The following is a 25,232-nucleotide window of genomic DNA, read 5'->3' on the forward strand; positions in this document are numbered from 1 at the left end:
AGACCGATGTTCACCGCGCCGCGTTACGCCCTCGCCGCCGCCCTCGCCCTCACCCTCACCGGCGCCGCACAGGCCCAGGAGCGCGGCGCTGGACCAGAGCAGAGGGTGCAGCGGCTGGTCGCCAGCGCCCCGTTCAAGGCGGCCGTGGCCAAGCTCGACCAGGACCATGCGCGGACCGTCGAGGACACCATCAAGCTGACCGAGATCCCGGCGCCGCCCTTCAAGGAGGAGGCCCGCGCCCGCGCCTACATGGAGATGCTGAAGGCGCATGGGCTGTCAGACGTGGAGATGGACGCGGAGGGCAACGTCATGGGCCTGCGCCGCGGGACAGGGCCCGCCGGCGGCAAGGTCGTGGTGCTGGCGGCCCACCTGGACACGGTGTTCCCGGAAGGCACCAACGTGAAGGTCCGCCGCGAGGGGACCAAGCTGCACGCGCCCGGCGTCGGCGACGACACCCATTCCCTTGCCGTGCTGCTGGCCTACATCCGCGCCTTGGACGCGGCGAAGATCCGCACGAAGTCGGACATCCTCTTTGTCGGCAATGTCGGCGAGGAGGGGCCCGGCGACCTGCGCGGGGTGCGCCACATCTTCACCAAGGGCAAGTACAAGGACCGCATCGCAGCCTTCTTCTCCATGGACGGGACCTCCCCCGAGCGGGTGACCTTCGGGGCGGTGGGCTCCCGGCGCTACCGTGTCACCTTCAAGGGTCCGGGCGGCCACAGCTACGGCGCGTTCGGCACGGTGAACCCCATGGCGGCCATGGGGACCGCGGTCGTCGAGATGAACAAGATCGTCACGCCCACCCAGCCGAAGACCACCTATGCGACGAGCGTTGTGGGCGGCGGCACCTCGGTGAACTCGATCCCGGAGTCGATCTGGCTTGAGGTGGACATGCGGTCGGAGTCAAAGGACGAGCTGGCCAAGGTGGACGCCCGGTTCCAGCAGATCGTCAAGGACGCCGTCGCCGCCGAGAACAAGGCGCGCAACACCCGGTTCGGCGAGATCAGCGCCGACGTTAAGCTGATCGGGGACCGGCCGACGGGCGCCACCCGCGAGGACGCCGAGATCGTTCGCGCGACCAAGGCCGCGGTGCAGGCCGCCGGCTACACGCCGGTCCTCGGCGCCAGCTCCACGGACAGCAACATCCCGATCAGCCTGGGCATCCCGGCGGTGACCATCGGCTCCGGCGGCTCGGGCGGCCGCGCACACGCGCCCGACGAGTGGATCGACGTGGAGAAGACCGCCTCGGTCCGTGGTCAGGCCGTCGGCCTCGCCGCCGTCCTGGCCATGGCCGGGGTGTGACGCCGAGCGTCGCCGTCGTCGGCGGCGGCCCGGCGGGGCTGATGGCCGCCGAGGTTCTGGCCGGGGCTGGCCTCGCGGTGACGGTCTTCGACCGCATGCCCTCCCTCGCCCGCAAGTTCCTGATGGCCGGGCGCGGCGGGCTGAACCTGACCCACTCGGAGGACCTGGAGAGCTTCCTCGGCCGCTACGACGGGGCCGCTGTGGACCGCCTTCGGCCGATCATCGCGGCTTTTCCGCCCGCCGCCCTGGTCGCCTGGGCCGAGGGCCTGGGCCAGCCGACCTTCGTGGGCTCGTCCGGCCGGGTGTTCCCGAAGTCGCTGAAAGCCTCGCCCCTGCTGCGCGCCTGGCTGCAGCGGCTGGCGAGTCTTGGGGTGGAGGTGCGCCTGCGGCACGAGTGGCGCGGCTGGGACACCGACGGCGCGCTGCGTCTCGAGACGCCCGAGGGCGGGACGGCGGTACGCGCCGACGCGGTGGTCCTGGCCTTGGGCGGCGCCAGCTGGCCGAGGCTCGGCTCGGACGGCGCCTGGGCGGCCTGGATCGAAGACGTCGCCCCCTTCCGCCCGGCCAACGTCGGCGCGGACATCGCCTGGAGCGCGGTGTTCCGCGACCGCTTCGAAGGCCAGCCGCTGAAGAACGTGGCGCTTCGCGTGGGCGGGCACGCCAGCCGCGGCGACGCGGTGGTCACCCGCTATGGCCTGGAAGGCGGGGCGGTCTACGCCATCTCGGCGGCGCTGCGCGACGCGGCGCCGGCGACGCTGCAGATCGACCTGCGCCCGGACCAGACGATCCAGCGCCTCACCGACCGCCTCGCCCGACCGCGGAAGGGCGAGAGCCTGGCCAACCACCTGCGCAAGGCGCTCAGCCTGTCGCCCGTGGAGGTCAACCTGTTGCGCGAGGCGGCCGGCAAGGACCTGCCCGCCGAGCCCGGCCCGCTGGCCCGGTTGATCAAGGCCTGCCCGCTGCCGGTCACCGGGGTCGAGGGCCTCGCCCGCGCCATCTCGAGCGCAGGCGGCCTGCGCCTCGAGGCCGTGGACGAGCGGCTCATGCTGAAGGCCCGCCCGGGCGTGTTCGCCGCCGGCGAGATGCTGGACTGGGAAGCCCCCACGGGCGGCTATCTCCTGCAGGCCAGCTTCGCCACCGGCGTCGCGGCGGCGGAGGGGGTGAAGGCGTTCCTGAGCCGCTAGCCGGCGGCCAGCTCTGCTTCCCTCGCCTGCTCGGCCATGGCCGGCCAGGGATCCACGGTGACCCGGCGCATGTGGCGGCGCTGGCCGGGGTAGTCGTTCAGGGCGAAGTGCCAGACAGAGCGGTTGTCCCAGAAGGCCACCGAGCCCTCGCGCCAGCTGAAGCGGCAGGTGAAGCCTTCGTACCGGCAGTGGTTGAAGAGGTAGTCGAGCAGCGCCTTGCTCTCGCTGGTCTTCCATCCGTCGATGCGCAGGGTGAAGGCCGGGTTCACGTAGAGCGCCTTGCGGCCGCTCTCCGGGTGGGTGAGCACCACCGGGTGGACGTACTCGCCCACGTAGCCGTCGGCCTCCGCCACCTGCATGCCCGCCCGCTTCTGGGCCGAGTGGCCCTGGGCGGAATATTCGCGGCTCGCCGAGTGAACGGCGGAGAGCGTCTCCAGCGTCGCCTTCAGGCCCGGCGAGAGGGCATCGTAGGCCGCAGCCTGGCTGGCGAACAGGGTGTCGCCGCCGAACTCCGGCACCTCGACGGCGTAGAGGATCGAGCCGATCGCCGGCGTCTCCAGGAAGCTCATGTCCGAGTGCCAGCCGCCGCCGAAGTTCACCTTGTCCTGCGGCTCCTTGATGATCTCCATCACCTCGGGCTGATCGGCCATGCCTTGAACGAACGGGTGGATGTTCAGCGGCCCGAAGCGGCGGCCGAAGGCGACCTGCTGGGCCGGCGTGAGATCCTGGTCGCGGAAGAAGACCACCTGGTGCTCCACGAGCGCCTTGCGGATCGCCGTGACGGTCTCGTCGGGTAGGTCCCGCGACAGGTCGACGCCGGAAATCTCGGCGCCGAGCGCGCCGGCCACGCGGCGGATCTTCAGGGACTGTGACATCGGAGGCTCCGTTCAGGCGCCGCACCTTCCGCCCGGCGGGCGGGGGAGGCAAGCGAGCGCCCCTCACGAGCCTTGCAGGAGGGCTAACCGCAGGGCGGCTCCGGTGGTAGCGTTTTGGCGGGAGGACCTGCGCCATGGACGTCGCCACCCACCGCTTCGACGCGGACGCGCACGCCGCGCGCGTCCGCGAGCAGGGCTATACCGTCATCGAGGATTTCCTGGACGCGGCCACGGTGGCCCGCGTTCGGGACGGGCTCGCGCCCTACCTCGGCGCGCACCATGGGCGGAACGACTTCGAGGGGTTCAGGACGGAGCGGGTCTACACCCTGGTGGCGCGCGACAAGGTGTTCGAGGAGGTCACCGAGGATCCGCGCCTGATGGCGCTGCTCTCGCGCTTCCTGCAGCCGGGGTTCCTGCTGACCGCCAGCCAGGCGATCTGCATCTATCCGGGCGAGACGGCGCAGGACCTACACCAGGACGATGGCTTCTACCGCCAGCCGCGGCCGCGGCCGGCGATCAGCTACACGGTCATCGTGGCGGTGGACGATTTCACGGCGGAGAACGGCGGGACGGAGATCATCCCGGGCAGCCACCTCTGGGGCGACCCCGGCGCGCCCGGGCGGCCGAACGACCCCGAGGCGCTCCAGGCCATGATGGTCCCCATGGTGATGCCGTCCGGCGCGGCGGTGGTGTTCGCGGGCACCCTGCTCCACCGCGGCGGCGCGAACCGCAGCCCAAGGCCGAGACTCGCCTTCACCAACCAGTATTGCGAGCCGTGGGCGCGCACGCAGGAGAATTTCTACCTGGGGATCCCGCGCGAGCAGGCCGCCGCCATGTCTCCCCGGCTGCAGCAGCTGCTGGGCTACGACATATGGCCGCCGTTCATGGGCCAGGTGACCGGATCGCATCCAGCCAAGGCCCTGGAGCCGGGCTGGGCGCCGCCGGTGGTGGCGCAGCGGCCGCCGGCCTGAGCCTCAGAAAGGCACCACGTCGCCGCCGGCTGCCGCGGGACCGGGGCCGAGCCTGGCCAGCACGGCCGCGCCGGCGGCCGTGATGTCCCAGCCCTGCCGGCTGCGCCGGGCGAGGCCGAGGTCGGTCAGGCGACGGGCGTCGGCGATATTGATGAAGGGAGCCACAACCCCGTCCCGCTTGTGAGCGAGGTTGCGGAGCGCGCCGACTTCGGCGTCGGTGAGATCGTCCATGCGGCGCAGCTCCTCAGGCGGGCCCGGAGGACCCGCAGCCAGGCGGAACGCCGGCGCTCAGCGCCGGCGGTATTGCGGCCGCGGCGGGCCGCCGCCGACCCGTGCGCCTTCGGGCTTGTGCCGGAAGGTGATCCGTCCGCGATCCATGTCGTAGGGCGTCATCTCGACCGTCACGCGGTCGCCGACCATCGAGCGGATGCGGTTCTTCTTCATCTTGCCGGCCGTGTAGGCCAGGATTTCGTGGTCGTTCTCGAGGCGCACGCGGAAACGGCCCTCCGGCAGCAGTTCGGTGATGAGGCCGTCGAACTCGACCAGCTCTTCTTTCGCCAAAGGGGCGTCCTTTCGTTCGTTGTTCCTAGACGCTGCTACTTCCGCGCCTTACGGGCGGCATAGCGGGCATCGCGCTTGGCCTTGGCTTCAGCCTTGGTCAACGCTTTTCGTTCCTTGCGCTCGCCTCGCTTAAGATCAAGCGCATTGGCTTCCGCGGCGAGCACGGCCTCCGCGGCCGCAGCGATCGCGTCGGCGGCGGCCTGTTTGCGGGCCAGCCTGGCCTCGGTCCGCTCCTCGCGGACGCGGCTCAGTTCGGCGGCGCGGTCCGCGGCCCGCTCGCCGATCCGGGGATCGGTGACGGTAGGCCGCGGCTTGAACTTGTCCAGCAGCGCCTTGCGGGCGTCCGCCTGCGCCTGCATGCGGTCGTTGAAACCGTCCTTCAGGGCGTTCCTCATGCGGCGCCGCCCGGCACGGTGGTGACGGCGGCCCCGTGGAAGACCAAGCGCTCGCGGGCGCGGCGCTCCTCGGCTTCAGCCAGTTGCGTCCACACCGCGGCGGCCGCTTCGTGCTGTTCGCGCATGCGATCGAGCTGGCAGGCGCCGGCGGCGGCCGTGGCCGCATCGGCGCGGACGCGGTACTCGACGGCGCGGGCGTCGGATTTCTGGGTCGACATGGTTCCTCCGGAGGCGCTGGGGCGGGATCGCCCCCGTAGCGAAGTCTCGGAGGCGGCCCTGGGGGCCGCCTCCGAACGTCGCTTAGGCCGCCTGGAGGTTGCCAGCCGACATCTTGCCGCTGCGCTGGTCACGCTGCAGCTCGAAGCCGAGCTTCTGGCCCTCGTGCAGGCCGCCGAGGCCCGCGCGTTCCACGGCCGAGATGTGCACGAACACATCGTTGCCGCCGTCGTCAGGCTGGATGAAGCCGAAGCCCTTGGTGGCGTTGAACCACTTCACGGTGCCGTTTTGCATTGTCGTCCCTTTCCGGACACGAGTTCTCGCACCCACTGTGGGTGGTGAGATCAAATTTTCGGGTAGGGTCGTAAGGCGTTTCTGGACACAGCCACCAAGGTGGAGACCAGATCGGCAGCGAGCCGGTTCGAGATTTGATTAAAACAAGATAGGCCAAATCGGGCGATTTTCAAGGTTTATCTCGCGAGATAGTTGCGGACGCCTGTTTTCATTCACCTTTCCAGATGCTTCGTCTCTCGCCGCAGCCTAGCTCAGTGTCCGCCGCCACAGGCTGAACAGCCGCTCCCAGTGCCGCTCGGCGGCGGCCTTGTCGTAGACCGCGCGCTGCGGGAAGGCGAAGCCGTGGTGTGTGCCCGGATAGAGCTCCACCTCCGCGCGCGTGTCGGAGTCCTTCAGGGCGGCGTCCAGGGCCTCCACCATCTCCGGCGGGGCGTAGGCGTCCGTCTCGGCGCAGGCGAAGTAGAACTCGGCCTTCGATCGCTGAGCGGCCAGGTGGGGGCTGTCGTCCTGGTCGGTGACCAGGCGCACGCCATAGATGGAGGCCGCGGCCGCCACCCGCGGGTTGCGGGCGGCGTAGTTCACCGCGTACTGGCCGCTCATGCAGTAGCCCAGGGTCGCCATTCGGCCCGGGCTGGCCGCCGCGTCGCGGTCGGCGAAGTCCATCAGGGCGTCAGCGTCCTCCATCACCCCGGCGATGGTCAACGAGCCCATCAGGTCGAACATGCGCGCCCTGGCCTCGGCCTCGGGCAGCGGCGGCAGGTCGGCCAGCTCCAGCACGCCGCGCCGGTAGTAGAGGTTGGGCAGCATCACGTAGTAGCCGACGGCGGCGATCCGCCGGGCCATGTCGCGCAGCTCCTCGCGGATCGCCGGGGCGTCCATGAAGAACAGGACCACCGGGTACGGCCCCTCGCGCTCCGGGTGGACGATGAAGGTGGTGGCGGCGCCGTCCCGGGTGGGGAGGTCGAGGGTCTGCTCGATCATGCCTCAGACCAGCTCCGCCGGTTGGACGGAGAGCTCCTTCAGGAGCGGCTCGGCGTAGTCGATGCGGCCGGTCATGGTCTTGGGATCGCCCGAGGCGAGACGGTAGACGGCTTCCGCGATGTACTCGATGGGCTGCACGCGGTCCTTGGTCTGCTCGTTGATCAGGCCGTGCACCGCGACGCCGGGGGTGTCCACCAGGCCGGGCGAGACCACGTTCACCGCAACGTTGTCCTCGTAGACTTCCGAGGCGAGGCCGGTTGTGAAGCGCTCCAGCGCCGCCTTGCACATGCCGTAGACGGTGCCGCCACGGCCCCTGGCGAACGGCAACTTCGGATGGATGCCGGCCGGCGAGGAGATGTTCACGATCCAGCCCTGCTTGCGCTCGCGCATGCCGGGCAGCACCAGCTGGGCCAGGTGGAAGGGCGCCCAGACCTGAACCTCCATCATCAGCTTGAAGCGCTTCTCCGGGAAGGTCTCCACCGGGATGAAGAAGGTGACCGCGGCGTTGTTCACCAGGATGTCCACAGGGCCGTAGGCCTCCGCGGCCTGGGCCACCAGCTGTTCCCGGTCTTCGGCCGAGGAGAGGTCGGCCCTGATGAAGGTGGCTTCGCCGCCCGCCCGGCGGATGCGGTCCACGGTGTCATGCAGGGTGCCGGGCAGCTTGCTGTCGCCGCTCTCAGCGGTGCGGGCCGAGCAGACCACCCGGGCCCCTTCCATGGCCAGCCGGGCGGCGATGGCTTCGCCGATGCCGCGGCTGGCGCCAGTGACCAGCGCCGTCTTCCCCCGCAGCGTTCCGTTCGGATTGATCCGAGCCTCACCCATCGCGTCCTCCCAAATGGCTTTTGTTCTAATGGGCCAGACGCTCGCCCCTGCGGGCGACGGACGCAAGAGGGCTCAAAGCGGGGAGTCAGGCGGCGGCGGGTGCGAACCCCTTGCGTGTCATGGTTCCCCAGCTCGGCGGGGTGGTGAAGTGGCGCAGCGTGCCTTCGATCCGCCAGAGCGTGTTGAGCTGCCGATAGCCGAAGTTCTCCAGCACCGCAGCGGCGGCCAGAGCGACCAGGCTGCGGGTGCGCGGGAAGCGGCGCAGCTCGGCCTCCTCGAGGGAAAGGGTGAAAAGGCTGATGGCGACCCCGAACGAGATCGCCAGCGCCAGGTAGGCCAGGGCATGGTCGGTGGAGAGCGCCCCCAACGCCCAGAACAGCAGGAGCAGGCTCCAGCCCGCCAGTTCCAGGATCGGCCCCATGACGTCTACCAGCAGAATGCGGCCGAGCCCCAGCAGGCCGATCCGGCCGTAGCGGCGGTGGAACAGCATGGGCCAATGGGCGGCGAAGGTCTCGAGCGCGCCACGCTGCCAGCGCACGCGCTGACGCCGCAGCACAGCGAGGTCCTCCGGCGCCTCGGTCCAGCACAGGGGCTCAGGGATGAACACCACCCGGCCCTGCCGATGGCCGTCCTGCAGGTGGCGGCGCAGGCGGACGACCAGCTCCAGGTCCTCGCCGAGCGTCGTGGTGCTGTAGCCGCCGATCTCCACCAGGACGTCACGCCGGAACAGGCCGAAGGCGCCGGAGATCAGGGTCAGCGCGCCCAGCTGGCTCCAGGCCAGCCGGGCCGACATGAAGGCGCGCAGGTACTCCACCGTCTGCAGCAGGGCGAGCGGATTGCGCGGCGTGTCCACCTCCACCCGTCCCTCGGGCGTGACCCGACAGCCGTTCACAGGCCGGATGGTGGCGCCCACGGCGACCACCTCGTCAGGATGGTCGATGAAGGGCTGGGCCGCGCGCAGCAGGGCGTCGGGCTCGAGCACGCAGTCGGCGTCGATCACGCACACCAGCTCGCCGTCGGCCTCGGCGAGGCCGGCGTTCAGGGCGTCGCCCTTGCCGCCGTTGAGCTTGCTGAGCACCCGCAGCCTGCCCTCGGCACGGGCGCCGAAGCGGCGCGCGCCGCAGGCGGTGCGGCCTCGCCGTTCGCGCAGGCCGAACGCCTCCACCAGGCAGCCGAGCGTGGCGTCGGTCGAGCCGTCGTCCACCACCAGCACCTCGAAGTCGGGATAGTCCAAGGCGAGCAGCGAGCGGACGCTGGTGATGATCGTCGCAGCCTCGTTGTGCGCCGGGACGAGGATGGAGATGCGCGGCGCGGCCGCCGCATAGCGCCGGCGCAGGATGGCCGTTTCGGTGACGGGCGGGCGGCGCGCGATGACGAAGGCGGCGAGCAGCAACTGCCAGACGTAGCTGACGCTCTGGGTCACCCCAGCCAGGACCACCAGGGCCTCCAGCCCCCGGGCGACGAACAGGGCCGCCGGAGCCGCCTGGACGAGCAGCTCGCTCATGCGGCCACGCGGGGCCGCGTGGCCCGGCGGGCGCGGCGCCCGGCCGGGCAGGCCGCCCGGTCGATGGCCTGCTGCAGGGCGGCGCGGGTCCGGAGGGTGAGCTTGCCCGAGTGCGCCAGGCGGGCGGCCGTTTCCGGCCGGCCGCGGACCAGCACCTCGAGAAGGGCGATCAGCCGGCGCGAGGCGACCACGTCGTCGTGGTCAAGGCTGCGCAGCACCGCCCCGAGCGGCAGCGGCCGCCCGAACTCCTCCAGAGCCTGAAGGGCGGCGATCCGCGCCTCGCCTCGCCCGTAGAACCAGATCCGGCGCAGCACCCGGGCGGTCTCCGGGCCGGGCAAGGCGCCCAGGGCGTCGATGGCGACCAGGCGCGCCGGCCCGCGAGCGCGTTCGGCGCGCCGGCGCAGCACCTCGGCGAGGCCGGCGGACTCCACCGCGCTGGCCAGACGGGCGGCGGCCGGGCCGCCGACGCGCCGGGTGGCAAGCGCCTCCGCGAGCACGGCGGGCCGTCGCCGCAACGCCGCGACAGCCTCGGCGGCCGACGCCCGGCCGGTCTCCATGGCGTCGAGCAGGGCCTCGGCCTCGGCGCGCTGCGCGGCGCGACGGGTCTCGCTGCGGGCGTGCAGGCCGTGCCAGGCCAGCAGCACCCCGAACCACGCCAGGGACAGCGCCGCCAGGCCTGCGGAGGCCAAGGCCGCCGCGACGGGATCGAACATGCTGCGCAGCTTTCTGCCGTGGGTCTCGGGCCAAGCTGTACCGCAGCGGACTTAATCCCGGAAAAACAGGAACTTACCGAGTGGTTACAAGACCCGCCACCGGAGGATTAGAGGGACCGCGGCGGGTCTTCCGGAGGTTGTGCGCCACCCAGCACGTCGCCGCGCCCTTGCGGCGACGCCCGGACCGCGCTTCCCTCGGCGCCAGGAGGACAGGCGGATGCGGATACCGGACGCCAAGCTGGCCGAGGTCTGGGACCGCGGCTTCACGGTCGTGGAGGGGTTTCTGGATCGCGAGACGCTCTCGGCGGCGCAGGACGCCCTGTGGGAGATCTATCCGACGCCGGCGGCCTACTTCGCCGATCCCGGCGCCTACGCGAAGTTCACCCGCAGCCAGTTCGCCGGCCTGCGTTTCTTCCCCTACCCGTCCTGGGCGCTGAACCGGGTGGCGGTCTACCCCGACCTGATCGACGCGGCCGAGCGGTTCTGCGGCACGACGGAGATCGACTGCTACAAGATCGAGCTCTGGGCCAAGTACGCCGGCGCCGTCGACTACGACCAGCACCACCACCGCGACTACGAGAACCACACCATCGTGGTCCCGCGCGCCGACCAGACCATGGCGCAGATGACCTGCTTCATCCTGCTGTCGGACGTGACCGAGCTGGACGGCCCCACCAAGGTCGTGCCCGTGGACAAGACCCGCCACATCCCGATCGGCGTGAGCCAGACGACAATGGGCGACTTCTTCGACGACGAGATCGCCGTCACCGGACCGGCCGGCTCGATGCTGATCTACCGCACCGACGTCTTTCACCGCGGCTCCAACTTCAAGGCCGAAGGCCGCTCGCGCTTCGTCATGCCCATCGACTTCAAGCCGCGGGGCTGGCGCTGGCAGGGCAAGCTCGCCTGGCCCGACCAGTCGCTGCGGCCCGGCTGGAAGGAGGCGATGGTGAAGATGACGCCGCGCCAGCGCGACCTGTTCGGCTGGCCGCCGCCGGGCGACCCCTACTGGAACGAACAGACCTTGTGCGACGTCGCGCTCCGCTATCCCGGCATCGACCTGAGCCCCTATGGCGCGGCGGCCCCAGTCAGCGCCGCGGCGGCGGGCTGACCTTCCGCACCACCAGCTCGTCGACCTCCAGGCGGCCGATGCGCAGCCGCCGGATGGCCATCTTGCCGACCGCCAGCCGCCCGACGGCGATCGCGCCGAACGCCAGCGCCCCCACGGCAAGCGCGCCCAGCGCCGCCGCCCCCAGGGCGCCGGTTCCCACCGCCTCGCCGGCCTTGACCCTGACCGGGAGGCGACCCCGCCCCTTAAGCTGGAGATCGCTGCTCATCGGCTCCTCCACTCGCGTTCATCCCGCGCGCCGAGGGCGGCGCGCACCTCGGCGAGGACCGGCGCCCAGTCGCCGGCGGACCGCTGGCGGAATAGTCGCACCGAGGGGTACCACGGGCTGTCCGCCCGATCGCGCAGCCAGCGCCAGTCCACGTCGGTCGGCAGCAGCACCCAGCACGGCTTGCCCATGGCCCCGGCCAAGTGGGCCACGCTGGTGTCGACGGTGATCACCAGGCCCAGGCCATCGATGATCCGGGCGGTGTCCTCCATGTCCTTCGCGCCGCTGTCCTCAGGCTGAAGGCTGACCACGCCCGGCAACGCGCGCAGCGCCGCTTCCGTCTCTGCGTCCAGGGAGCGGATCGCGTGCTTGGGATGGTTCGGATTGCCACGGGTGGCGAGCCCTATGCCCGCCCCACCGGCGGCGGCGGGAAGATAAGGTGCGGGGGGGATGGTTTCGAGCGTCGTTCCCAACAGGCGCGGCAAGCCGCCAGCCATCACCCAGGCGTCATGGCGCGGCACCGTCGGCCGCCCCTCGGCCGGTACAATGGTGACGCCCAGCGGCGCGAACAGCCGGGCCAGCGCCGGGTTGCAGACGAGGGTGACGTCGAGTCCTCGCGCCTTGAGCACAGGCGCGTAGCGGGCGAACTGGATCTGGTCGCCCAGGCCCTGCTCGTGCCAGATCAGCAGGGAGCGCACCGGCTCGCCCTGCCACTCAGGGAAGGAGAGACTCGGCTTGGGCCAGGCGCCCGGGCGGGCGAACCGGCTCTCGAACAGAGGCCAGCCCTCGGCGTAGCGGCCGTCCTTCAGCAGCAGCAAGGCGAGGTTGAGCTGGGCGACGGGGTCCTGCGGGTTCGCCTCCAGCGCCGCGCGATAGACGGCTTCGGCCTCCCGCCCGCGCCCCTGCTCGTCCAGCAGCAGCCCAAGGTTCCGAAAGGCCTCCGGAACGGGCGCCGCCTTCAGGATCGCTCGATAGACCGCCTCCGCCTCCGCCACCCGTCCCGCCCGCCCGGCCGCGACCCCGCGGGCGAACGCCTCGGCGAGGCTCATGGTCTTGGGCGCAGGCTTGGACACGGGCGGCGTACTCGGCGGCTAGAGGGTTGAGGATGTTTGCGGCGGCGCTCCTGCAAGCGCAAGTCGGCGCAACGCGTCCGCTCCCTCTCTCCCTGTCCGCGGGAGGAAATACCAAGACCGCGCGCGCCGCAGGAACACGAGCGTCGGCTCTCCCCGCCTACGCCGCCTTCTGGAGTTCCTGCTTCACCCGTTCGGCGAGCGTCTTGATGTCGATCGGCTTGGGAAGGAAGGAGACGTTCGTCTCGCCTTCCAGGAGGTCGGAGAACTCGCTCTCGGCGTAGCCGGAGATGAACATCACCGGGGCGGCGCCCAGGTAGCCGCGGGCCTGTTTCAGCAGGTCCGGGCCCTGCATGCCGGGCATGACCACATCGGAGATCATCAGGTCGATCTGGCCGGCGTGCTCCTCGGCGAGCTCCAGGGCCTCCTCGCCGGAGGCCGCCTCGATCACCTCGTAGCCACGGGCGCGCAGCAGCTTGGCGGCGACGCCGCGCACCGCGTCCTCGTCCTCGACGAACAGGATCCGGCCGGCGCCCGACAGGTCGCGGGCCACCGGCCGCTTCGGCTGGACCGGGGCCGCAGGCGGGGAGACGGCCGAGGGCACGTGGATCGGCAGGAAGATGCGGAAGGCGGCGCCCTCGCCGGGTCGGCTGTCGATGCTGATCCAGCCGTCCGACTGCTTGACGATGCCGTAGACGGTGGCGAGGCCCAGGCCCGTCCCCTCGCCCACCGGCTTGGTGGTGAAGAAGGGCTCGAAGATCTTCTCCATGATCTCGGGCGCGATGCCGGGGCCGTCGTCCGAGACCTCGATGAGCGCCTGGTCGCCCTGGGCGCCCGGATAGCCGAGCTGGTTCGCCTGCTCCTGGGTGAGCCGCGCGGTACGGATCTTCACCTGGCCGCCGCCGTGGGCGCGCACGGCGTCGCGCGCATTGACCGCGAGGTTCATCACCGCGGTTTCGAGCTGGCCGCGGTCGGCCTTCACCTGCGGCAGGTTGCGGCCGTAGTCGGTGACCAGCTTCACATCCTCATAGAGCACCCGGCGCAGCAGGACCTCGAACTCGCTGATCAGCTCGCCAAGGTCGAGCACCTCGCGCTGGACGGTCTGCTTGCGCGAGAAGGCCAGCAGCTTGCGGACCAGATCGGCGGCGCGGGTGGAGGTCTGGCGGATCTCGTTCAGGCCCTCGTAGGAGGGGTCGCCGACCGGGTGGCGCGAGGCCAGCACGTCAAGCTGCATGAAGATGGCGGTGAGCAGGTTGTTGAAGTCGTGCGCCACGCCGCCGGCCAGCTGGCCGATGGCCTGCATCTTCTGGCTCTGAGCTAGCTGCAGCTCGATCTGCTTCTGCTCGGAGACGTCCACCAGGTAGGCGACCCAGCGGCCCTCGGACTTCGCCAGGTAGAGGTGGGCGATGCGGACGGGGTCGTGGGCCAGGCGCACTTCCAGCGCGCCCACCTGGTTGCCCGCGGCCAGCCGTTGGGCGGCGTCAGCGCGCGAGGCCGGGTCGATCAGCTGGCCGAAGGGCTGGCCGACATCGCCCCCGCCGGCCACGGCCTTCAGGGCCGGATTGGCCTCCAGGATCTTCGCCTCGAACGGATCCTCGCCGTCCAGCAAGGCCGCGCCGAATGGCGAGGCCGCGGCGAAGGCGTCCAGCACCTTGGGCGGCGGGCTCCTGGCGGTGGAGACGGCGTGAATCACCTCCAGGGCGGCGGCCGGCAGCGCGAGCGACGGCGCGGGACCCGGCAGGCGGACCAGGAAGCGACGCGGCCCCAGGGGCGATACCGTCAGCTCCAGATCGGTCCCGTTGTTGCGGATCGAGGCCCGGCCGGTCTCCCCTTTGCGGGCGGCGGCGAGCGCGGCGAACAGGCTGGCGGCCGAGGCGCCCGACTTCGGCAGGCGCGTGGCCGGGCCCATGGCCTGCTTCCAGGCGGCGTTGCAGGCCTGCAGCCGACCGTCGGCGCTGGCGATCGCCGCCGGTTCCGAGAGCGCCTCGATCAGCTTGTCGGCGGCGGGCTCGGCCTCGGCGGTGGGATCCACGGCGCTGCGCAGCACGAAAAGGCCCAGACAGGCCACGCCCGCCAGTCCGATCAGCAGCAGCAGGCCGGCGAGCGTCGCCGGCCCGGCGTTCAGCGCCGGCGTGGCGGCTAGCGCCACGGCGAGCAGGAAGAACGCCACGGCGGCGGCGGTGAGCGGGTCGAACCCGCGGCGCTTCGGCTGGCGCTCGGCCATGGCGCGCGGCGTCTCCGGTCGGTGGGCGGGGAACTCTATCGAATCACTCATGCCAATCTTCTCACAGCCCCCGGATTGTCACAGGCCCTCATAGGGGCCTCGCCCGGCGCTCGGCCTTCTTTCCGCCGTTCAGGATGAAGCCGATGATTTTCGCCACGGCCTCGTAATGCGCGGGCGGGATCGTCTCCTCGATGTCCACCGCCGCGTAGAGGGCCCGCGCCAGCGGCGGGTCTTCGATGACCGGCACGCCCGCCTCCTCCGCGATAGCGCGGATCTTGAGCGCGAGGCTGTCCAGGCCCTTGGCCACGCACTGCGGCGCGTCGTCCTCGCCCTGCACATACTTCAGCGCCACGGCGTAGTGGGTGGGGTTCATCACCACCACGGTGGCCTTGGGCACCGCCTGCATCATCCGCTGGCGGGCGCGGGTGAAGCGGATCTGCTTCTGGCGCGCCTTCACGTGCGGATCGCCCTCGGTCTGCTTGAAGTCCTCCTTCAGCTCCTCCTTGGACATGCGCATCCGGACCATGAAGCGCTGCTTCTGCCAGAACCAGTCGGCCCCAGAGACCAGCAGCAGCAGGCCGCAGACCGCGAACACCAGCCGGCGCAGGATGTCGACGGTCATCGGCAGGATCATCGCCGGCTCCATGTTGGCCAGGCGCATCATCGGCATCAGGTGCGGCTTCAGCACCCACCAGACGAGGAAGCTGACGATGATGATCTTCACCACGCCCTTGAAGAACTGCATCAGGGCGTCCAGCCCGAAGAGCCGCTTCAGGCCCTGCATGGGCGAGAGCTTCTTGAAGTCCATCTTCAGCTTGTCGGGCGTGAACATCAGCCCCGTCTGGACGAGGTTGCCCGCCGCGCCCGCGAAGGCGGCGGCCAGCATCACGCCGACGATGATCGGGGCCGCCGCCAGCGCCGCGCGCCACGCAAGGCCCGCACCCGAGCCGGTGGAAACGTTGATCCCATCCGGGTCGGCGATGAACGGCAGGAGGTCCATCGCCAGGTTGCGGGACAGCCCGCCGCCAGCGATCGCCAGCAAGCCGACCACCGCGAAGAACGAGAGGAACTGCGGCAGGTCCGAGGTCTTGGGCACATCGCCCTTGGCCCGCGCCTGCTCGAGCTTTCGCGGGGTAGGCTCTTCTGTTTTCGATGCGCCGTCGTTCTCTTCAGCCATGCCTCACCCGAAGCGGCTCAGGAGATCGCGGTAGCGATCGGTCCAGACGACGCCCATCACCCCCAGCGAGAGCGCGAAGACGGAAAGCCCCGCCAGCACCATGACTGGCGTGGCGACGAAGAACACCTGGAACTGCGGCATCACCCGCCCGACCACGCCGATGGCGATGTTCAGAACCAGGGAGAAGACCAGCACCGGGGCCGAGAGCTGTAGGCCTAGCGCGAAGGACTTGCCCACGGTTTCGATAGCCAGCTGGCCGGCGTCGCCCACCATCACCTGACGGGCGAAGGGGAAGAGGTCGTAGGACCTGACGATCGCGCCGATGAACAGGTGGTGCAGGCCAGTGGTCATCACCAGCAGGATGCCGATCAGGCCCAGGAAGGTGCCCAGGGTGGTGGACGGCTGCGCCTGCATCGGGTTGGCGGTCTGCGAGAAGGCCAGGGTGGTCTGGATGGAGATGATCTCGCCCGCCGCCGCGAGGGACGACATGAACAGCCGCAGGATGCCGCCGATGATCAGGCCGATGGCGGTCTCCTTGATCACCGCGCCGGCCACGCCGCTGACCGCGCCCGGGATGGGCGGCACGCTGGGCCCGATCACCGGGAACAGGGCCAGCGCCATGACGAAGGCGAGGGCCAGCCGGATGCGCGCGGGGATGAACGCCTCGCCGATGCCGGGGATCAGCATGACGATGGCGGCCAGCCGGGCGAAGAGCAGGCCTGCGGCGTAGACCTGCTGGGCTGTGGCGTAGGATTCCATGGCGGCGGCCTGTCGGCCTGCCTCACATGGCCGAGATGCGGGCCGCGATGTGCCGCATGAAGCCGCTCATCAGGGCGCCCATGAGCGGCAGGAAGACCAGCAGGGAGACGAAGATCGCCACGATCTTCGGGGCGAACACCAGGGTCTGCTCCTGGATCTGGGTCAGCGCCTGCAGCAGGCCCACGCCCACACCCACGACGAGGCCCACGATCAGCACCGGCGCGCAGAGCTGGATGGTCAGCCAGATGGCGTCGCGCCCGACGTCCAGAACCTCGGCGCCGTTCATGGGAACCTCGTGGAAAGCTTACGGAATCGGCGCCGCGCGCCGACCCGTGCAGACTGGTCCCGCATGGTTAACGAAGGGCTAAATGGTTAACGGCGGAGGCGGAGGGGGGCCGGCCTCACCGCCGCAGCTGCGCCCCAAGCGCCCGGGCCGCCTGCGCGGGGCTCGCCTTCTCCGCATCCCGGTCGACGCTGTAGTTCGCCGCCCGCATGGCCTCCACGGGGATCGCCCCCACGAGCGGCCGCAGCGTGCTCAGCAGCTGGTCGTCGCCCGCCCGTTCTGGCGCGACCAGGATCACCGCGTCGTAGGGCGGAATCGCGCCCTTGGGATCCTCCAGCACCACCAGGCCATCGGCGGCGATCCGGCCGTCGGAGGAGAAGGCGCTGATCACGTCGGCCTCGCCGCCGGCCAGGGCGCGGTACATGAAGGTCGGCTGGTAGGAACGCGCGCGTCCGAACTTCAGCCCGTAGGCGGTCTCCACGGCCTTCCACTCCGGCCGGGACAGGAACTCGAGGTCCGAGCCCAAGGTGAGCTGCGGCGCGACCCGAGCGAGGTCGTCCAGGGTCCGCACGCCCAGGGCCTGCGCCCGGTCCGGGCGCATGACGAAGGCGTAGGCGTTCTCGAACCCCAGCGAGCCCAGCACCACCACCCCGTCACGGCGCTTCAGCTCGGCGGTGAGGCTGGCGAGCACCGCCGCGCGGCCGGGGTTGTCGGTGCGCCCCAGGACATTGGTCCACAGCGTTCCCGAGTAGTCGACGTAAACGTCGAGTTCGGAGGCTGCGAGCGCCGAGTAGGCGATGGAAGAGCCGAGGTTGTCGCGCCGGCTGACCTCCGCCCCGGCACCCTCGAGCCGGCCGGCGACGAGCTCGGCCAGGATGTACTGCTCGGAGAAGTTTTTCGCGCCGACCACATAGGCCGCCGCCTTGCCGAGCCCGGCCAGGGGGGCCAGCGCCAGGGCAGTCCCGACGGCCAGTCCCGCCAGGCCCGCCAGCACGCGCCGGCGGCTTCGACGCCGCAGGCCCGCCTCAACGAGGCCCAGCAGCTGGTCGGCGGCCATCGCCAGCAGGGCCGCGGCCGCGCAGCCGAAGAGGACGAACACCCAGTTCTCGGTCTGCAGGCCGGCGAAGATGTAGTTGCCGAGGCTGGTCTGCCCTACAGGGGTCGACAGCGTCGCTGCCCCGATCGTCCAGACGGCGGCGGTGCGGACCCCCGCCATGATCACAGGCGCGGCCAGGGGCAGCTCGACCTCCAGGAGCTTCTGGCGCGAGGTCATGCCGACCCCGTCGGCGGCCTCACGCACCGCCGGGTCGACGCCCAGGACGCCGGCCGCGCCGTTCCTGAGCACCGGCAGCATGGAATAGAGCGTCAGCGCCAACAGGGAAGGCAGGAAACCCAGCGCCGAGAACCCATGGCCGAACAGCGAGCGGCTCAGCGCCGAGAGCCCCAGCAGCAGGGGATAGAACAGGGCCAACAGCGCCAGGCTGGGGATGGTCTGCACGAGGCTGGCGAAGGCCAGCACGGGCCAGCGCAGCCTCGGACTGCGGGCCGCGCCCACCGCCAACGGCAGGCTGACGGCGACGCCCAGCACCAGCGCGCTGGCCGACAGCAGCACGTGCGAGTCCAGGTATTGCGGCAGGAGGGCGAAGGCTTCGGAGAACTGAGGGCTCACGCGCCGAGCCTCCGGGCCAGCCGCTCCGCCTGGCGGCGCGGCGCCTCCAGCAGGGCGCGGACGTCCGGGTCGCGCGTCTCCGCCAGCAGGGCGGCGGGCGCTCCGTCGGCGAGAACCCGACCGGCCTTCAGCACGACAATGCGGTCGGCGAGCAGCACCGCCTCGGCCATGTCGTGGGTGACCATCACGGTGGTCAGCCCGAGCCGGTCGTGCAGGGCGCGCACGTCGGCCCCCAGCTGGTCGCGCGTCAGGGGATCCAGCGCCCCGAACGGCTCGTCCATCAGCAGCAGCGCGGGCTCGGCCGCCAGCGCCCGGCCGACTCCGACGCGCTGGCGCTGTCCGCCGGAGAGCGAATCGGGCGTGCGGCCGCCGACCTCCGCCGGCAGGGCCACCAGCTCCAGCAGCTCGGCCGTGCGGGCGGCGATCCGCTCGGCGCCCCAGCCCAGCAGGCGCGGCGTCATCGCGATGTTCTCGGCCACGGTCAGGTGCGGGAACAGGCCCACTTCCTGAAAGACGTAGCCGATCCCGCGGCGCAGGACGTGCGGCGGGACCGCGGCGACGTCCTGGCCGCCCACTCGGACCGCGCCCTCATCGTGCGCCACCAGCCGGTTGATGGTCTTGAGCAGCGTGGTCTTGCCCGAGCCCGAGCCCCCCACCAGGGCCACGAACTCGCCCGCCTGGACGCTCAGCGACACGCCCGACAGCGCCGCGTGCGCGCCATAGCGCTTGCCCACGCCCGACAGCTCGATCACCGCCCCCGCCATGGAAAAGGCCTAACACGGTTGCTAGGCTTCGCCCTCCCCCCACGCGTTAGGAGTTCCCGATGACCGTTCTGAAGCTGCTCGGCGCCGCGGCCGCCGCGAGCCTCCTCCTGGCCGGCGCCACCCAGGCCCAGGCCCCGGCGCCCACCACCGCCGAGCTGAAGAACGCCGCCGGCGAGACCATCGGCAAGGTCACCCTGACCGCCGCGCCCAAGGGCGTGCTGATGCGGGTGGAGGCCAAGGGCCTGACCCCCGGCTGGCACGGCCTGCACTTCCACGAGAAGGCCGACTGCTCGAAGTCCGACTTCACCTCGGCGGGCGGCCACACCCATCCGGGCGGCGAGCGGGTGCACGGGCTGCTGAACCCCAAGGCCAACGAGACGGGCGACCTGCCGAACCTCTATGTGGACAGCCACGGGACGGGGATGGCCGAGGTGTTCTCCAGCCTGATCACCCTGCCCCAGCTGAAGGACAAGGACGGCTCGGCGGTCCTGATCCACGCCAATGCCGATGACCAGCTCAGCCAGCCCATCGGCGGCGCCGGCGCGCGCGTCGCCTGCGCCGCGGTGAGGTGACCGCGCAGCGAGTCATCCCGGCGAAAGACGGAATCTAATCTGCGGCTCGGCTTGGATCCGGCTTTCGCCGAGATGAGTCGCTACGCGCTCAAATCGGCATCCGCATGATTTCCTGGTAGGCGCTGATCACCTGGTCGCGGACCGCCATCACCGTCTCCAGGCTGGCCTCGGCGGCGGAGATGGCGGTGACCACATCCACCAGCTCGGCCCGGCCGGCCACCTGGGCCGCCATCTGGCCTTCCGCATGCTTCGAGGCCTTGATGGCGTCGGTCATGGCGGTCTTCAGGATGTCCCCGAAGCCGCCGCCGACGCCGCCCACCTCGCCCGCGCCCATCCCGGGGTCGATCCCGGCGCTCTTCTGGACGGCGGCGTAGGCCTTGGCGGCGGAAAGCGCGTTGATCACCGGTCAGCTCCTACTTCTTCAGGAGGTCGAGGGTGCGCGATTCCATGGCCCGCGCGGTCTCGATGACGTTGAGGTTGGCCTCGTAGGCGCGCTGCGCCTCCTTCATGTCGAGCGCCTCGATCAGCGAATCGACATTGGGCAGCTTCACGTAGCCGTTGGCGTCGGCCCCGGGCGCGCCTGGGTCGTACTCGGTCTTGAACGGCTTCTGGTCCGGCTGAACGCCGGTCATCTTCACGCCCTGGGCGCCCGACACCCGCGTCGGCTCGAACACCGGCGCCTGCCGGCGGTAGGGGTCGCCGCCCGGCGTGCGCGAGGTGGAATTGGCGTTGGCCAGGTTTTCGGCGATCACCCGCATGCGGGCCTGCTGGGCGCGCATGGCCGAGGCGGCCACCGCCTGGGCGACACCGGAGAGGGAACGCGGGGCCATGGGACGCTACTCCTTCGCAGCCTTGCTCAGCGGCCCGGCGAGCGGGCGGCCATGCGCAGCAGGTTCATGGACTTCTGGTAGAAGGTGATGGCGGCGTCGTAGCTCATCCGCGCGTCCGTCATCTTCAGCATCTCGTCCTCGAGGGACACGGCGTTGCCGTCGAGGGTGGTTTCGGTGACCTCGCCCTTGGTCTGCTTGTAGCCGCGGGCCTGGGCTGCGCTGCTCGGCGACAGCAGGTGCCCGGGGTGGGTCACCGCCTGCACACCGGCCGGCCGCAGGCCCGGGGCAGCGGCCGCCTTGGGCGGGGCCTGGAAACTGAAGGGCTTGAGGTCCTTGGGCGCGAATCCCGGCGTGTCGGAATTGGCCACGTTCTGGGCGATCAGCTTCTGCCGCTCGGACAGGTAGCCGAGCCGGCCACGCAGCATCGAGAAGAGCGGGATGTCGCCGATGTCCATGCCGAACATGGTGAATAAACAGGGTTAATCAGCGATTAAGGGATTCACCCCCGAATGCCGCTCAGAACCCTCTAAGTGGCAGAAGCTGCATGGATTTTCCCGCCCTCCTCCGGGCCGTTTTCGCACTCGCCCTGACCCTTGGCCTGATCGGCCTGGGCGCGGTGATGCTACGCCGCTTCGGCCCCGACGCGCTGGCCCGGCTCGCCAAGCCCAAGGCCGAGCGCCGGCTCGCGATCGTCGAGAACCTGGTGCTCGATCCCACCCGCCGGCTGGTGCTGGTGTCCTGCGATGGCCAGGAGATGCTGCTGCTGCTGGGCGAAGGCCGGGTGCTGGCGGAAGGCGTCGCCGTCGGCCCGCCGAAGGACGCCGCCTGATGCGGGAGCTACTTCAGGCGATCCGCGCCCTGCCCGCCGACGAGTGGCGCCGCGCGCTCGGTCTCGCCGCCGTCACCACCGCCCTGTTCCTGATCTTCCCGGCCGCCGCCATGGCCCAGGCGCTGAACGTCGACCTCGGCACCGGGGCGGGCCTGACCGAGCGCGTCGTTCAGCTGATGGGGCTGCTGACGGTCCTGTCGCTGGCCCCGTCCATCGTCATCATGACCACCAGCTTCGTGCGGATCGTGGTGGTGCTGTCCCTGCTGCGCACGGCGCTCGGCCTGCAGCAGAGCCCGCCGAACTCGGTGATCATCTCCCTGGCCCTGTTCCTCACCGCCATCGTCATGGGCCCGACGCTGGAGCGCTCCTACCAGGAGGGCATCAAGCCGCTGATGGACCAGCAGATCGAGCTGCCCCAGGCGTTCGACGCGGCCGGCGGACCGGTGAAGGCCTTCATGCTCAGCCAGGTGGACCGCGACGACCTCGCCCTCTTCGTCCGCCTGTCCCGCATCGAGCGGCCGCCGACGCTTCAGGACACCCCGCTGCGCGTGGTCACCCCGGCCTTCATGATCAGCGAGCTGAAGCGCGCCTTCGAGATCGGCTTCCTGCTGTTCGTCCCTTTCCTGGTGATCGACCTGGTGGTGGCCAGCGTGCTCATGAGCATGGGCATGATGATGCTCCCGCCGGTGACCATCAGCCTCCCCTTCAAGCTGATCTTCTTCGTCCTGGTCGACGGCTGGCGCCTCGTCTGCGGCTCCCTGGTCGAAAGCTTCCAGCGCGGCGCCGGGGCGGGATAGGGCGTGGCGGCCCGCACGGAATCCTGACGTCACGGTGGCCGCTGCCGCCACCACGGTGGCGACAGGCCGGTGCTAATGTCCCGCAGTTGAAGATGGGAGGATGGGCCGATGCTCACCGGACGTTGCCACTGCGGGGCGGTCACATACGAGATGCCCGAGCAAACCATTCACCGCGCCCTTTGCCACTGCACGGACTGCCGGCGCTCGGCGGGGGCGCCGATGGTCGCCTGGGCGATGGTCCCCGCGGACCAGATCAAGATCAACGGCGCCACCCGGGTCTATGCGTCCTCGGAGCACGGACGACGCCACTTCTGCGAGGTGTGCGGCACAGGCTTGTTCTACACCAACGAAGAGATCTTCCCGGGCCTGGTCGACGTGCAATCGGCGACGCTCGATGACCCCGGCGCGATCCAACCCACGGCGCAGATCCAGGTCGCCGAACGCATCGGGTGGATGGCCAGCCTGCACGAACTCCCCACGTTCGAGCGATATCCCAGCTGACCCGCCCCATCGGGCGGCCGACAGCTTGGTCGCTGACGGCGCTGATCGGGCGCGACGGAACAAGGGCGGCGCAGACGCGTAGGCGACGGGCATGAACCGTCTCGCCGCCGCCTTCTACACGCTCGCCAGCCTGGTGCTGATGGCTTTCGCCGCCGTGCTTGTCGCCACCGGCCCGGTGTCGCTCATCAGCGCGCTCATGCAGGGCAAGCCGTTCGTCACCGCCATGGTGAACTCCCTCGGCTATCTGATCCTCTCGCTCGCTGTGTTCGACGTGGCGCGCTACGTCTACGACGAGGAGGTGCGACGCGGCCGCGAGATGCGCAAGGCGGCCGAGACGCGCCGGAGCATCACCAAGTTCATCACAGTCATCATCATCGCCGTGCTCATGGACGCCCTGGTGGCGCTGTCGAAGGCCGGCCAGAGCAGCCTCGACCAGCTCGTCTACCCCGTCGTGCTCATCCTGGGCGGGGTGGCCCTGCTCCTTGGGCTCGGAATCTTCCAGCGGCTGAGCGCAACGGTCGAAGAGAAGGTCGGCGCGGCCGACGACGCGGACGAGGCGGAACACGAGGGCTGACGCAAGTTCCGCCCGATCTTGGTCTCCTTCGCGGCTCCCACAGGACCAGACCGACGCCTCAGAGGTCCGGCGTCTCCTCCGCCGCCCGGCGCATCTCGCGGCGGCTGATCGCCGCCAGCTCGGCGCCGTCCAGCCCCCCGTCCCGGTTCTTGTCCAGCTCGCCGAAGCGCGCGCCCATGGCGTCCTTCAGCCGGCCGCGCAGCTCGGCCAGCTGCACCTTGCCGTCGATGTTGTCGTCCAGGGCGCCGATCATGCCCGAGGCGAACAGCGCCTGCTGCAGGTCGTTGCGCACGTTGTCCACCGTCTCGTCGGCCCAGCGGTAGTTGAGCCGGAAGTACATCATCTCGTCGGGCGTCTGCTCGCCCCAGGTGACGTTGCGCTTCGGGTCGGGGTTGGCCGGGTTGTGGGGCGAGTTGTCGTAGACCCAGGTCGCGATCAGCTTGGTCCCCTTCTTCACGAGGATCGGCTCGACCGGGTCGTAGTCGCGCTGCCAGTTGAAGTCGTACTTCGGCAGGGAGAGCAGCATGGTCTCCTTGCCGTCGGGGGTGCGGGCCTTCAGCTCCACATGGGCGCCTCGGTAGTGGGCGTGCGGGTAGAGGGTGTAGATGTAGGCGTCGGCCGGGAAGGTCATGTAGGCCACCTCGCGGTGCCGCTGCGCGCCAGCCGGGATCATCAAGGCGAAGTCGCCGATGACCACCGAGCGCTTGATGTACTTCGGCGGCGTCTTCAGCGTGTAGAAGCCCACCTGCGTCCGGTCGGTCGTGGCCTTGCCCGTCGTCGTGTAGTGCATCTGGAAGTTCAGCAGCCCGCCCGCCGGCACCGGCGCCCCGGCGCCGTCGGCGATCACCTGGGCTTCGGCCCCCGGGGTGTAGGAGCCCACTGATCCGCCTGGGATCTTGGAGCGCGGCCGGCTTGAGTCCGGCACGTGATTGGACACCACGTGGTGCAGAACGGTGCGGTCGCCCGGCCGGATCGAGATCGCCTTCAGCCAGGCGTCCTCCTTGAAGGGGTTTGGCACCCGCATGTTCTGGTACTCGACGAGGCCGCTGGCCGGCACCTGGAAGGCGGGCAGGTCGACCACCACGTCGGGCTTGCCGAGGTAGGGGGGCCACTCCGGCGCGGTCTTGCCGGCGTTGGCCAGCAGCGGGTCGGCGCCCTCGCCGCGCGGCGCGCCGGCCTCGATCCAGTGAACCAGCGTCTTGGTCTGTTCGGCGGTCAGGCCCTGGTCGTTCTTGAACCGGCCGATGTGCGGGTCGGCGAAGTAGGGCGGCATGCGCCGCGTCCGCACCGTCTCGCGGATCATCGGCGAGAAGCCCTTCACCACCTCGTAGCTGTCCATGGCGAAGGGGCCGATGCCGCCCGCGATATGGCAGCCGGCGCACTTCTGCTGGAGGATCGGCGCCACGTCGCGGGCATACGAGATCTTGGAGAATTCGGCAGCGCGCGCCCGGTCAGGGAACGCGATGGCCCTGCCGCCGGTGACCGCCACCCGCGCCTGGGCGGGCGCCTTGCCGGCCAGCACGGCGTCGAGCGCCGCGCCCGCCCGGTCGACCGGGCCGTGATAGGCCACGCCCCAGGTCTTCGGATTGATCACGAAGACCTCGCCCTCGCGCCGGACGCCGAGCTGCTCGCCCACCAGCTGTTGCTCGTCCATCAGGATGGGGATGGTGTAGCCGCGCGCCGCGGCTTCCGCGGCGGCCGTCTCGCGAGACTGGCCGAGGTTCGAGTTGACCATAAAGAACAGCACGCCGCGGTCCTTGTAGGCGGCCTGCAGCGCCTCCAGCCGCGCGGCTGCCTCGCGAGACGCAGCCGAGCCGTTCGTCTGGCTCATCAGCACGATCGCCGGGGCGTAGTGGTAGTAGTAGAGCCGGTGCGCCAACCGCGTCTGGTCGGTCAACTGGAAATCGTCCACCTGGGCAGGCACGGCGGCCGCCGCAGCGGCGGGCGCGCCCGCCTGCCCCGCCTGGGCCGCCAGGCCGCCGAGCGCCGCCGCCAAGGCCACCGCGCCCGTGATCGCCAGCCGCTTCATCC

The 25,232-nt window shown here is 70.6% G+C and carries 31 protein-coding genes; 9 read left to right on the top strand and 22 right to left on the bottom strand.

Annotated elements, in window-relative coordinates:
• The first annotated feature begins 6 nt into the window (after nt 1-6).
• Nucleotides 7-1,302, top strand: coding sequence for a M20/M25/M40 family metallo-hydrolase (locus VIL67_RS11565; protein ID WP_332049050.1), 1,296 nt, complete (start codon nt 7-9; stop codon nt 1,300-1,302).
• Nucleotides 1,299-2,486, top strand: a complete 1,188-nt coding sequence (locus VIL67_RS11570; protein ID WP_332049051.1) for a BaiN/RdsA family NAD(P)/FAD-dependent oxidoreductase — start codon at nt 1,299-1,301, stop codon at nt 2,484-2,486. Before VIL67_RS11565 ends, VIL67_RS11570 begins: the two co-directional genes overlap by 4 nt.
• Here the strand turns inward: VIL67_RS11570 and VIL67_RS11575 are convergent.
• Nucleotides 2,483-3,361 (bottom strand): TauD/TfdA dioxygenase family protein, encoded by an 879-nt coding sequence (locus VIL67_RS11575; protein ID WP_332049052.1) that lies wholly within the window; start codon nt 3,359-3,361, stop codon nt 2,483-2,485. The two genes, VIL67_RS11570 and VIL67_RS11575, sit on opposite strands and share 4 nt — an antisense overlap.
• 134 nt (nt 3,362-3,495) lie before the next feature.
• Between VIL67_RS11575 and VIL67_RS11580 the strand changes: the two genes are divergently transcribed.
• Nucleotides 3,496-4,332 carry a phytanoyl-CoA dioxygenase family protein gene (locus tag VIL67_RS11580; protein WP_332049053.1) on the top strand — a complete coding sequence of 279 codons (837 nt, stop codon included), beginning with the start codon at nt 3,496-3,498 and terminating at the stop codon, nt 4,330-4,332.
• Between the two features lie 3 nt (nt 4,333-4,335).
• Here the strand turns inward: VIL67_RS11580 and VIL67_RS11585 are convergent, their stop codons facing one another.
• From VIL67_RS11585 to VIL67_RS11625, 9 genes are all read right to left on the bottom strand, one after another.
• The gene (locus VIL67_RS11585) at nt 4,336-4,563 is read right to left on the bottom strand and encodes a hypothetical protein (RefSeq protein WP_332049054.1); all 228 of its coding nucleotides are present in this window, start codon (nt 4,561-4,563) and stop codon (nt 4,336-4,338) included.
• Nucleotides 4,564-4,620: 57 nt separating this feature from the next.
• On the bottom strand, nt 4,621-4,893 hold the full coding sequence (gene infA / locus VIL67_RS11590) for a translation initiation factor IF-1 (protein ID WP_332049055.1): 273 nt from the start codon (nt 4,891-4,893) through the stop codon (nt 4,621-4,623).
• Between the two features lie 35 nt (nt 4,894-4,928).
• A complete protein-coding gene (locus VIL67_RS11595) occupies nt 4,929-5,252 on the bottom strand; it encodes a DUF6481 family protein (protein WP_332049056.1) in 324 nt (107 codons plus the stop codon).
• Nucleotides 5,253-5,284: 32 nt separating this feature from the next.
• Nucleotides 5,285-5,506, bottom strand: a complete 222-nt coding sequence (locus tag VIL67_RS11600) for a hypothetical protein (RefSeq protein ID WP_332049057.1) — start codon at nt 5,504-5,506, stop codon at nt 5,285-5,287.
• 82 nt (nt 5,507-5,588) lie between these two features.
• Nucleotides 5,589-5,798, bottom strand: a complete 210-nt coding sequence (locus tag VIL67_RS11605) for a cold-shock protein (protein WP_332049058.1) — start codon at nt 5,796-5,798, stop codon at nt 5,589-5,591.
• 246 nt (nt 5,799-6,044) lie between these two features.
• Nucleotides 6,045-6,779 carry a dienelactone hydrolase family protein gene (locus VIL67_RS11610; protein ID WP_332049059.1) on the bottom strand — a complete coding sequence of 245 codons (735 nt, stop codon included), beginning with the start codon at nt 6,777-6,779 and terminating at the stop codon, nt 6,045-6,047.
• A gap of 3 nt (nt 6,780-6,782) precedes the next feature.
• A complete protein-coding gene (locus VIL67_RS11615; protein WP_332049060.1) occupies nt 6,783-7,601 on the bottom strand; it encodes an SDR family NAD(P)-dependent oxidoreductase in 819 nt (272 codons plus the stop codon).
• Between the two features lie 85 nt (nt 7,602-7,686).
• A complete protein-coding gene (locus VIL67_RS11620) occupies nt 7,687-9,105 on the bottom strand; it encodes a glycosyltransferase family 2 protein (RefSeq protein WP_332049061.1) in 1,419 nt (472 codons plus the stop codon).
• Entirely contained in the window at nt 9,102-9,818 is a 717-nt protein-coding gene (locus VIL67_RS11625) for a hypothetical protein (protein ID WP_332049062.1), read from the bottom strand. The genes VIL67_RS11620 and VIL67_RS11625 overlap by 4 nt, the downstream gene beginning before the upstream one ends.
• Before the next feature lie 217 nt (nt 9,819-10,035).
• On the opposite strand from VIL67_RS11625, the gene VIL67_RS11630 reads away from it, so the two are divergent.
• Nucleotides 10,036-10,929, top strand: a complete 894-nt coding sequence (locus VIL67_RS11630; RefSeq protein ID WP_332049063.1) for a phytanoyl-CoA dioxygenase family protein — start codon at nt 10,036-10,038, stop codon at nt 10,927-10,929.
• On the opposite strand, the gene VIL67_RS11635 is transcribed toward VIL67_RS11630, so the two are convergent.
• From VIL67_RS11635 to VIL67_RS11670, 8 genes are all read right to left on the bottom strand, one after another.
• Nucleotides 10,907-11,155, bottom strand: coding sequence for a hypothetical protein (locus tag VIL67_RS11635; protein WP_332049064.1), 249 nt, complete (start codon nt 11,153-11,155; stop codon nt 10,907-10,909). The genes VIL67_RS11630 and VIL67_RS11635 overlap by 23 nt on opposite strands.
• Nucleotides 11,152-12,225 carry a tetratricopeptide repeat protein gene (locus tag VIL67_RS11640; RefSeq protein WP_332049065.1) on the bottom strand — a complete coding sequence of 358 codons (1,074 nt, stop codon included), beginning with the start codon at nt 12,223-12,225 and terminating at the stop codon, nt 11,152-11,154. The genes VIL67_RS11635 and VIL67_RS11640 overlap by 4 nt, the downstream gene beginning before the upstream one ends.
• Nucleotides 12,226-12,382: 157 nt before the next feature.
• A complete protein-coding gene (cckA, locus tag VIL67_RS11645) occupies nt 12,383-14,446 on the bottom strand; it encodes a cell cycle histidine kinase CckA (RefSeq protein ID WP_332049463.1) in 2,064 nt (687 codons plus the stop codon).
• A gap of 88 nt (nt 14,447-14,534) precedes the next feature.
• Nucleotides 14,535-15,623 carry a flagellar biosynthesis protein FlhB gene (gene flhB / locus VIL67_RS11650; protein WP_332049066.1) on the bottom strand — a complete coding sequence of 363 codons (1,089 nt, stop codon included), beginning with the start codon at nt 15,621-15,623 and terminating at the stop codon, nt 14,535-14,537.
• A gap of 3 nt (nt 15,624-15,626) precedes the next feature.
• Complete coding sequence (fliR, locus tag VIL67_RS11655) at nt 15,627-16,382, bottom strand: flagellar biosynthetic protein FliR (protein WP_332049067.1); 756 nt, start codon at nt 16,380-16,382, stop codon at nt 15,627-15,629.
• A 22-nt stretch (nt 16,383-16,404) separates the two neighbouring features.
• On the bottom strand, nt 16,405-16,668 hold the full coding sequence (gene fliQ / locus VIL67_RS11660; protein WP_332049068.1) for a flagellar biosynthesis protein FliQ: 264 nt from the start codon (nt 16,666-16,668) through the stop codon (nt 16,405-16,407).
• Nucleotides 16,669-16,783: 115 nt separating this feature from the next.
• Complete coding sequence (locus VIL67_RS11665) at nt 16,784-18,334, bottom strand: glycine betaine ABC transporter substrate-binding protein (RefSeq protein ID WP_332049069.1); 1,551 nt, start codon at nt 18,332-18,334, stop codon at nt 16,784-16,786.
• The gene (locus tag VIL67_RS11670; protein ID WP_332049070.1) at nt 18,331-19,098 is read right to left on the bottom strand and encodes an ATP-binding cassette domain-containing protein; all 768 of its coding nucleotides are present in this window, start codon (nt 19,096-19,098) and stop codon (nt 18,331-18,333) included. The genes VIL67_RS11665 and VIL67_RS11670 overlap by 4 nt, the downstream gene beginning before the upstream one ends.
• Before the next feature lie 59 nt (nt 19,099-19,157).
• On the opposite strand from VIL67_RS11670, the gene VIL67_RS11675 reads away from it, so the two are divergent.
• Nucleotides 19,158-19,670: a superoxide dismutase family protein gene (locus VIL67_RS11675; protein WP_332049071.1), complete on the top strand. Its 513-nt coding sequence runs from the start codon at nt 19,158-19,160 to the stop codon at nt 19,668-19,670.
• A gap of 88 nt (nt 19,671-19,758) precedes the next feature.
• Here the strand turns inward: VIL67_RS11675 and fliE are convergent, their stop codons facing one another.
• From fliE to flgB, 3 genes are read right to left on the bottom strand one after another with little or no spacing between them, the layout of a single operon-like run.
• Nucleotides 19,759-20,073, bottom strand: a complete 315-nt coding sequence (gene fliE / locus VIL67_RS11680) for a flagellar hook-basal body complex protein FliE (protein WP_414696206.1) — start codon at nt 20,071-20,073, stop codon at nt 19,759-19,761.
• A 10-nt stretch (nt 20,074-20,083) separates the two neighbouring features.
• Nucleotides 20,084-20,500, bottom strand: a complete 417-nt coding sequence (gene flgC, locus VIL67_RS11685; RefSeq protein ID WP_332049072.1) for a flagellar basal body rod protein FlgC — start codon at nt 20,498-20,500, stop codon at nt 20,084-20,086.
• A gap of 26 nt (nt 20,501-20,526) precedes the next feature.
• Nucleotides 20,527-20,955 (bottom strand): flagellar basal body rod protein FlgB, encoded by a 429-nt coding sequence (gene flgB, locus VIL67_RS11690; protein WP_332049465.1) that lies wholly within the window; start codon nt 20,953-20,955, stop codon nt 20,527-20,529.
• Between the two features lie 89 nt (nt 20,956-21,044).
• On the opposite strand from flgB, the gene VIL67_RS11695 reads away from it, so the two are divergent.
• From VIL67_RS11695 to VIL67_RS11710, 4 genes are all read left to right on the top strand, one after another.
• Nucleotides 21,045-21,329, top strand: coding sequence for a flagellar biosynthetic protein FliO (locus tag VIL67_RS11695; RefSeq protein ID WP_332049073.1), 285 nt, complete (start codon nt 21,045-21,047; stop codon nt 21,327-21,329).
• Nucleotides 21,330-21,439: 110 nt separating this feature from the next.
• Complete coding sequence (fliP, locus tag VIL67_RS11700) at nt 21,440-22,126, top strand: flagellar type III secretion system pore protein FliP (protein WP_414696208.1); 687 nt, start codon at nt 21,440-21,442, stop codon at nt 22,124-22,126.
• Nucleotides 22,127-22,234: 108 nt separating this feature from the next.
• A complete protein-coding gene (locus VIL67_RS11705; RefSeq protein WP_473964808.1) occupies nt 22,235-22,627 on the top strand; it encodes a GFA family protein in 393 nt (130 codons plus the stop codon).
• A 91-nt stretch (nt 22,628-22,718) separates the two neighbouring features.
• Entirely contained in the window at nt 22,719-23,201 is a 483-nt protein-coding gene (locus VIL67_RS11710) for a GNAT family acetyltransferase (protein WP_332049075.1), read from the top strand.
• A 58-nt stretch (nt 23,202-23,259) separates the two neighbouring features.
• Here VIL67_RS11710 and VIL67_RS11715 read toward each other — a convergent pair whose 3' ends face one another.
• Nucleotides 23,260-25,230 carry a redoxin domain-containing protein gene (locus VIL67_RS11715; RefSeq protein ID WP_332049076.1) on the bottom strand — a complete coding sequence of 657 codons (1,971 nt, stop codon included), beginning with the start codon at nt 25,228-25,230 and terminating at the stop codon, nt 23,260-23,262.
• Nucleotides 25,231-25,232: the final 2 nt, after the last annotated feature.

Source organism: Phenylobacterium sp. (genome assembly GCF_036563385.1).
Lineage (GTDB): Bacteria > Pseudomonadota > Alphaproteobacteria > Caulobacterales > Caulobacteraceae > Phenylobacterium.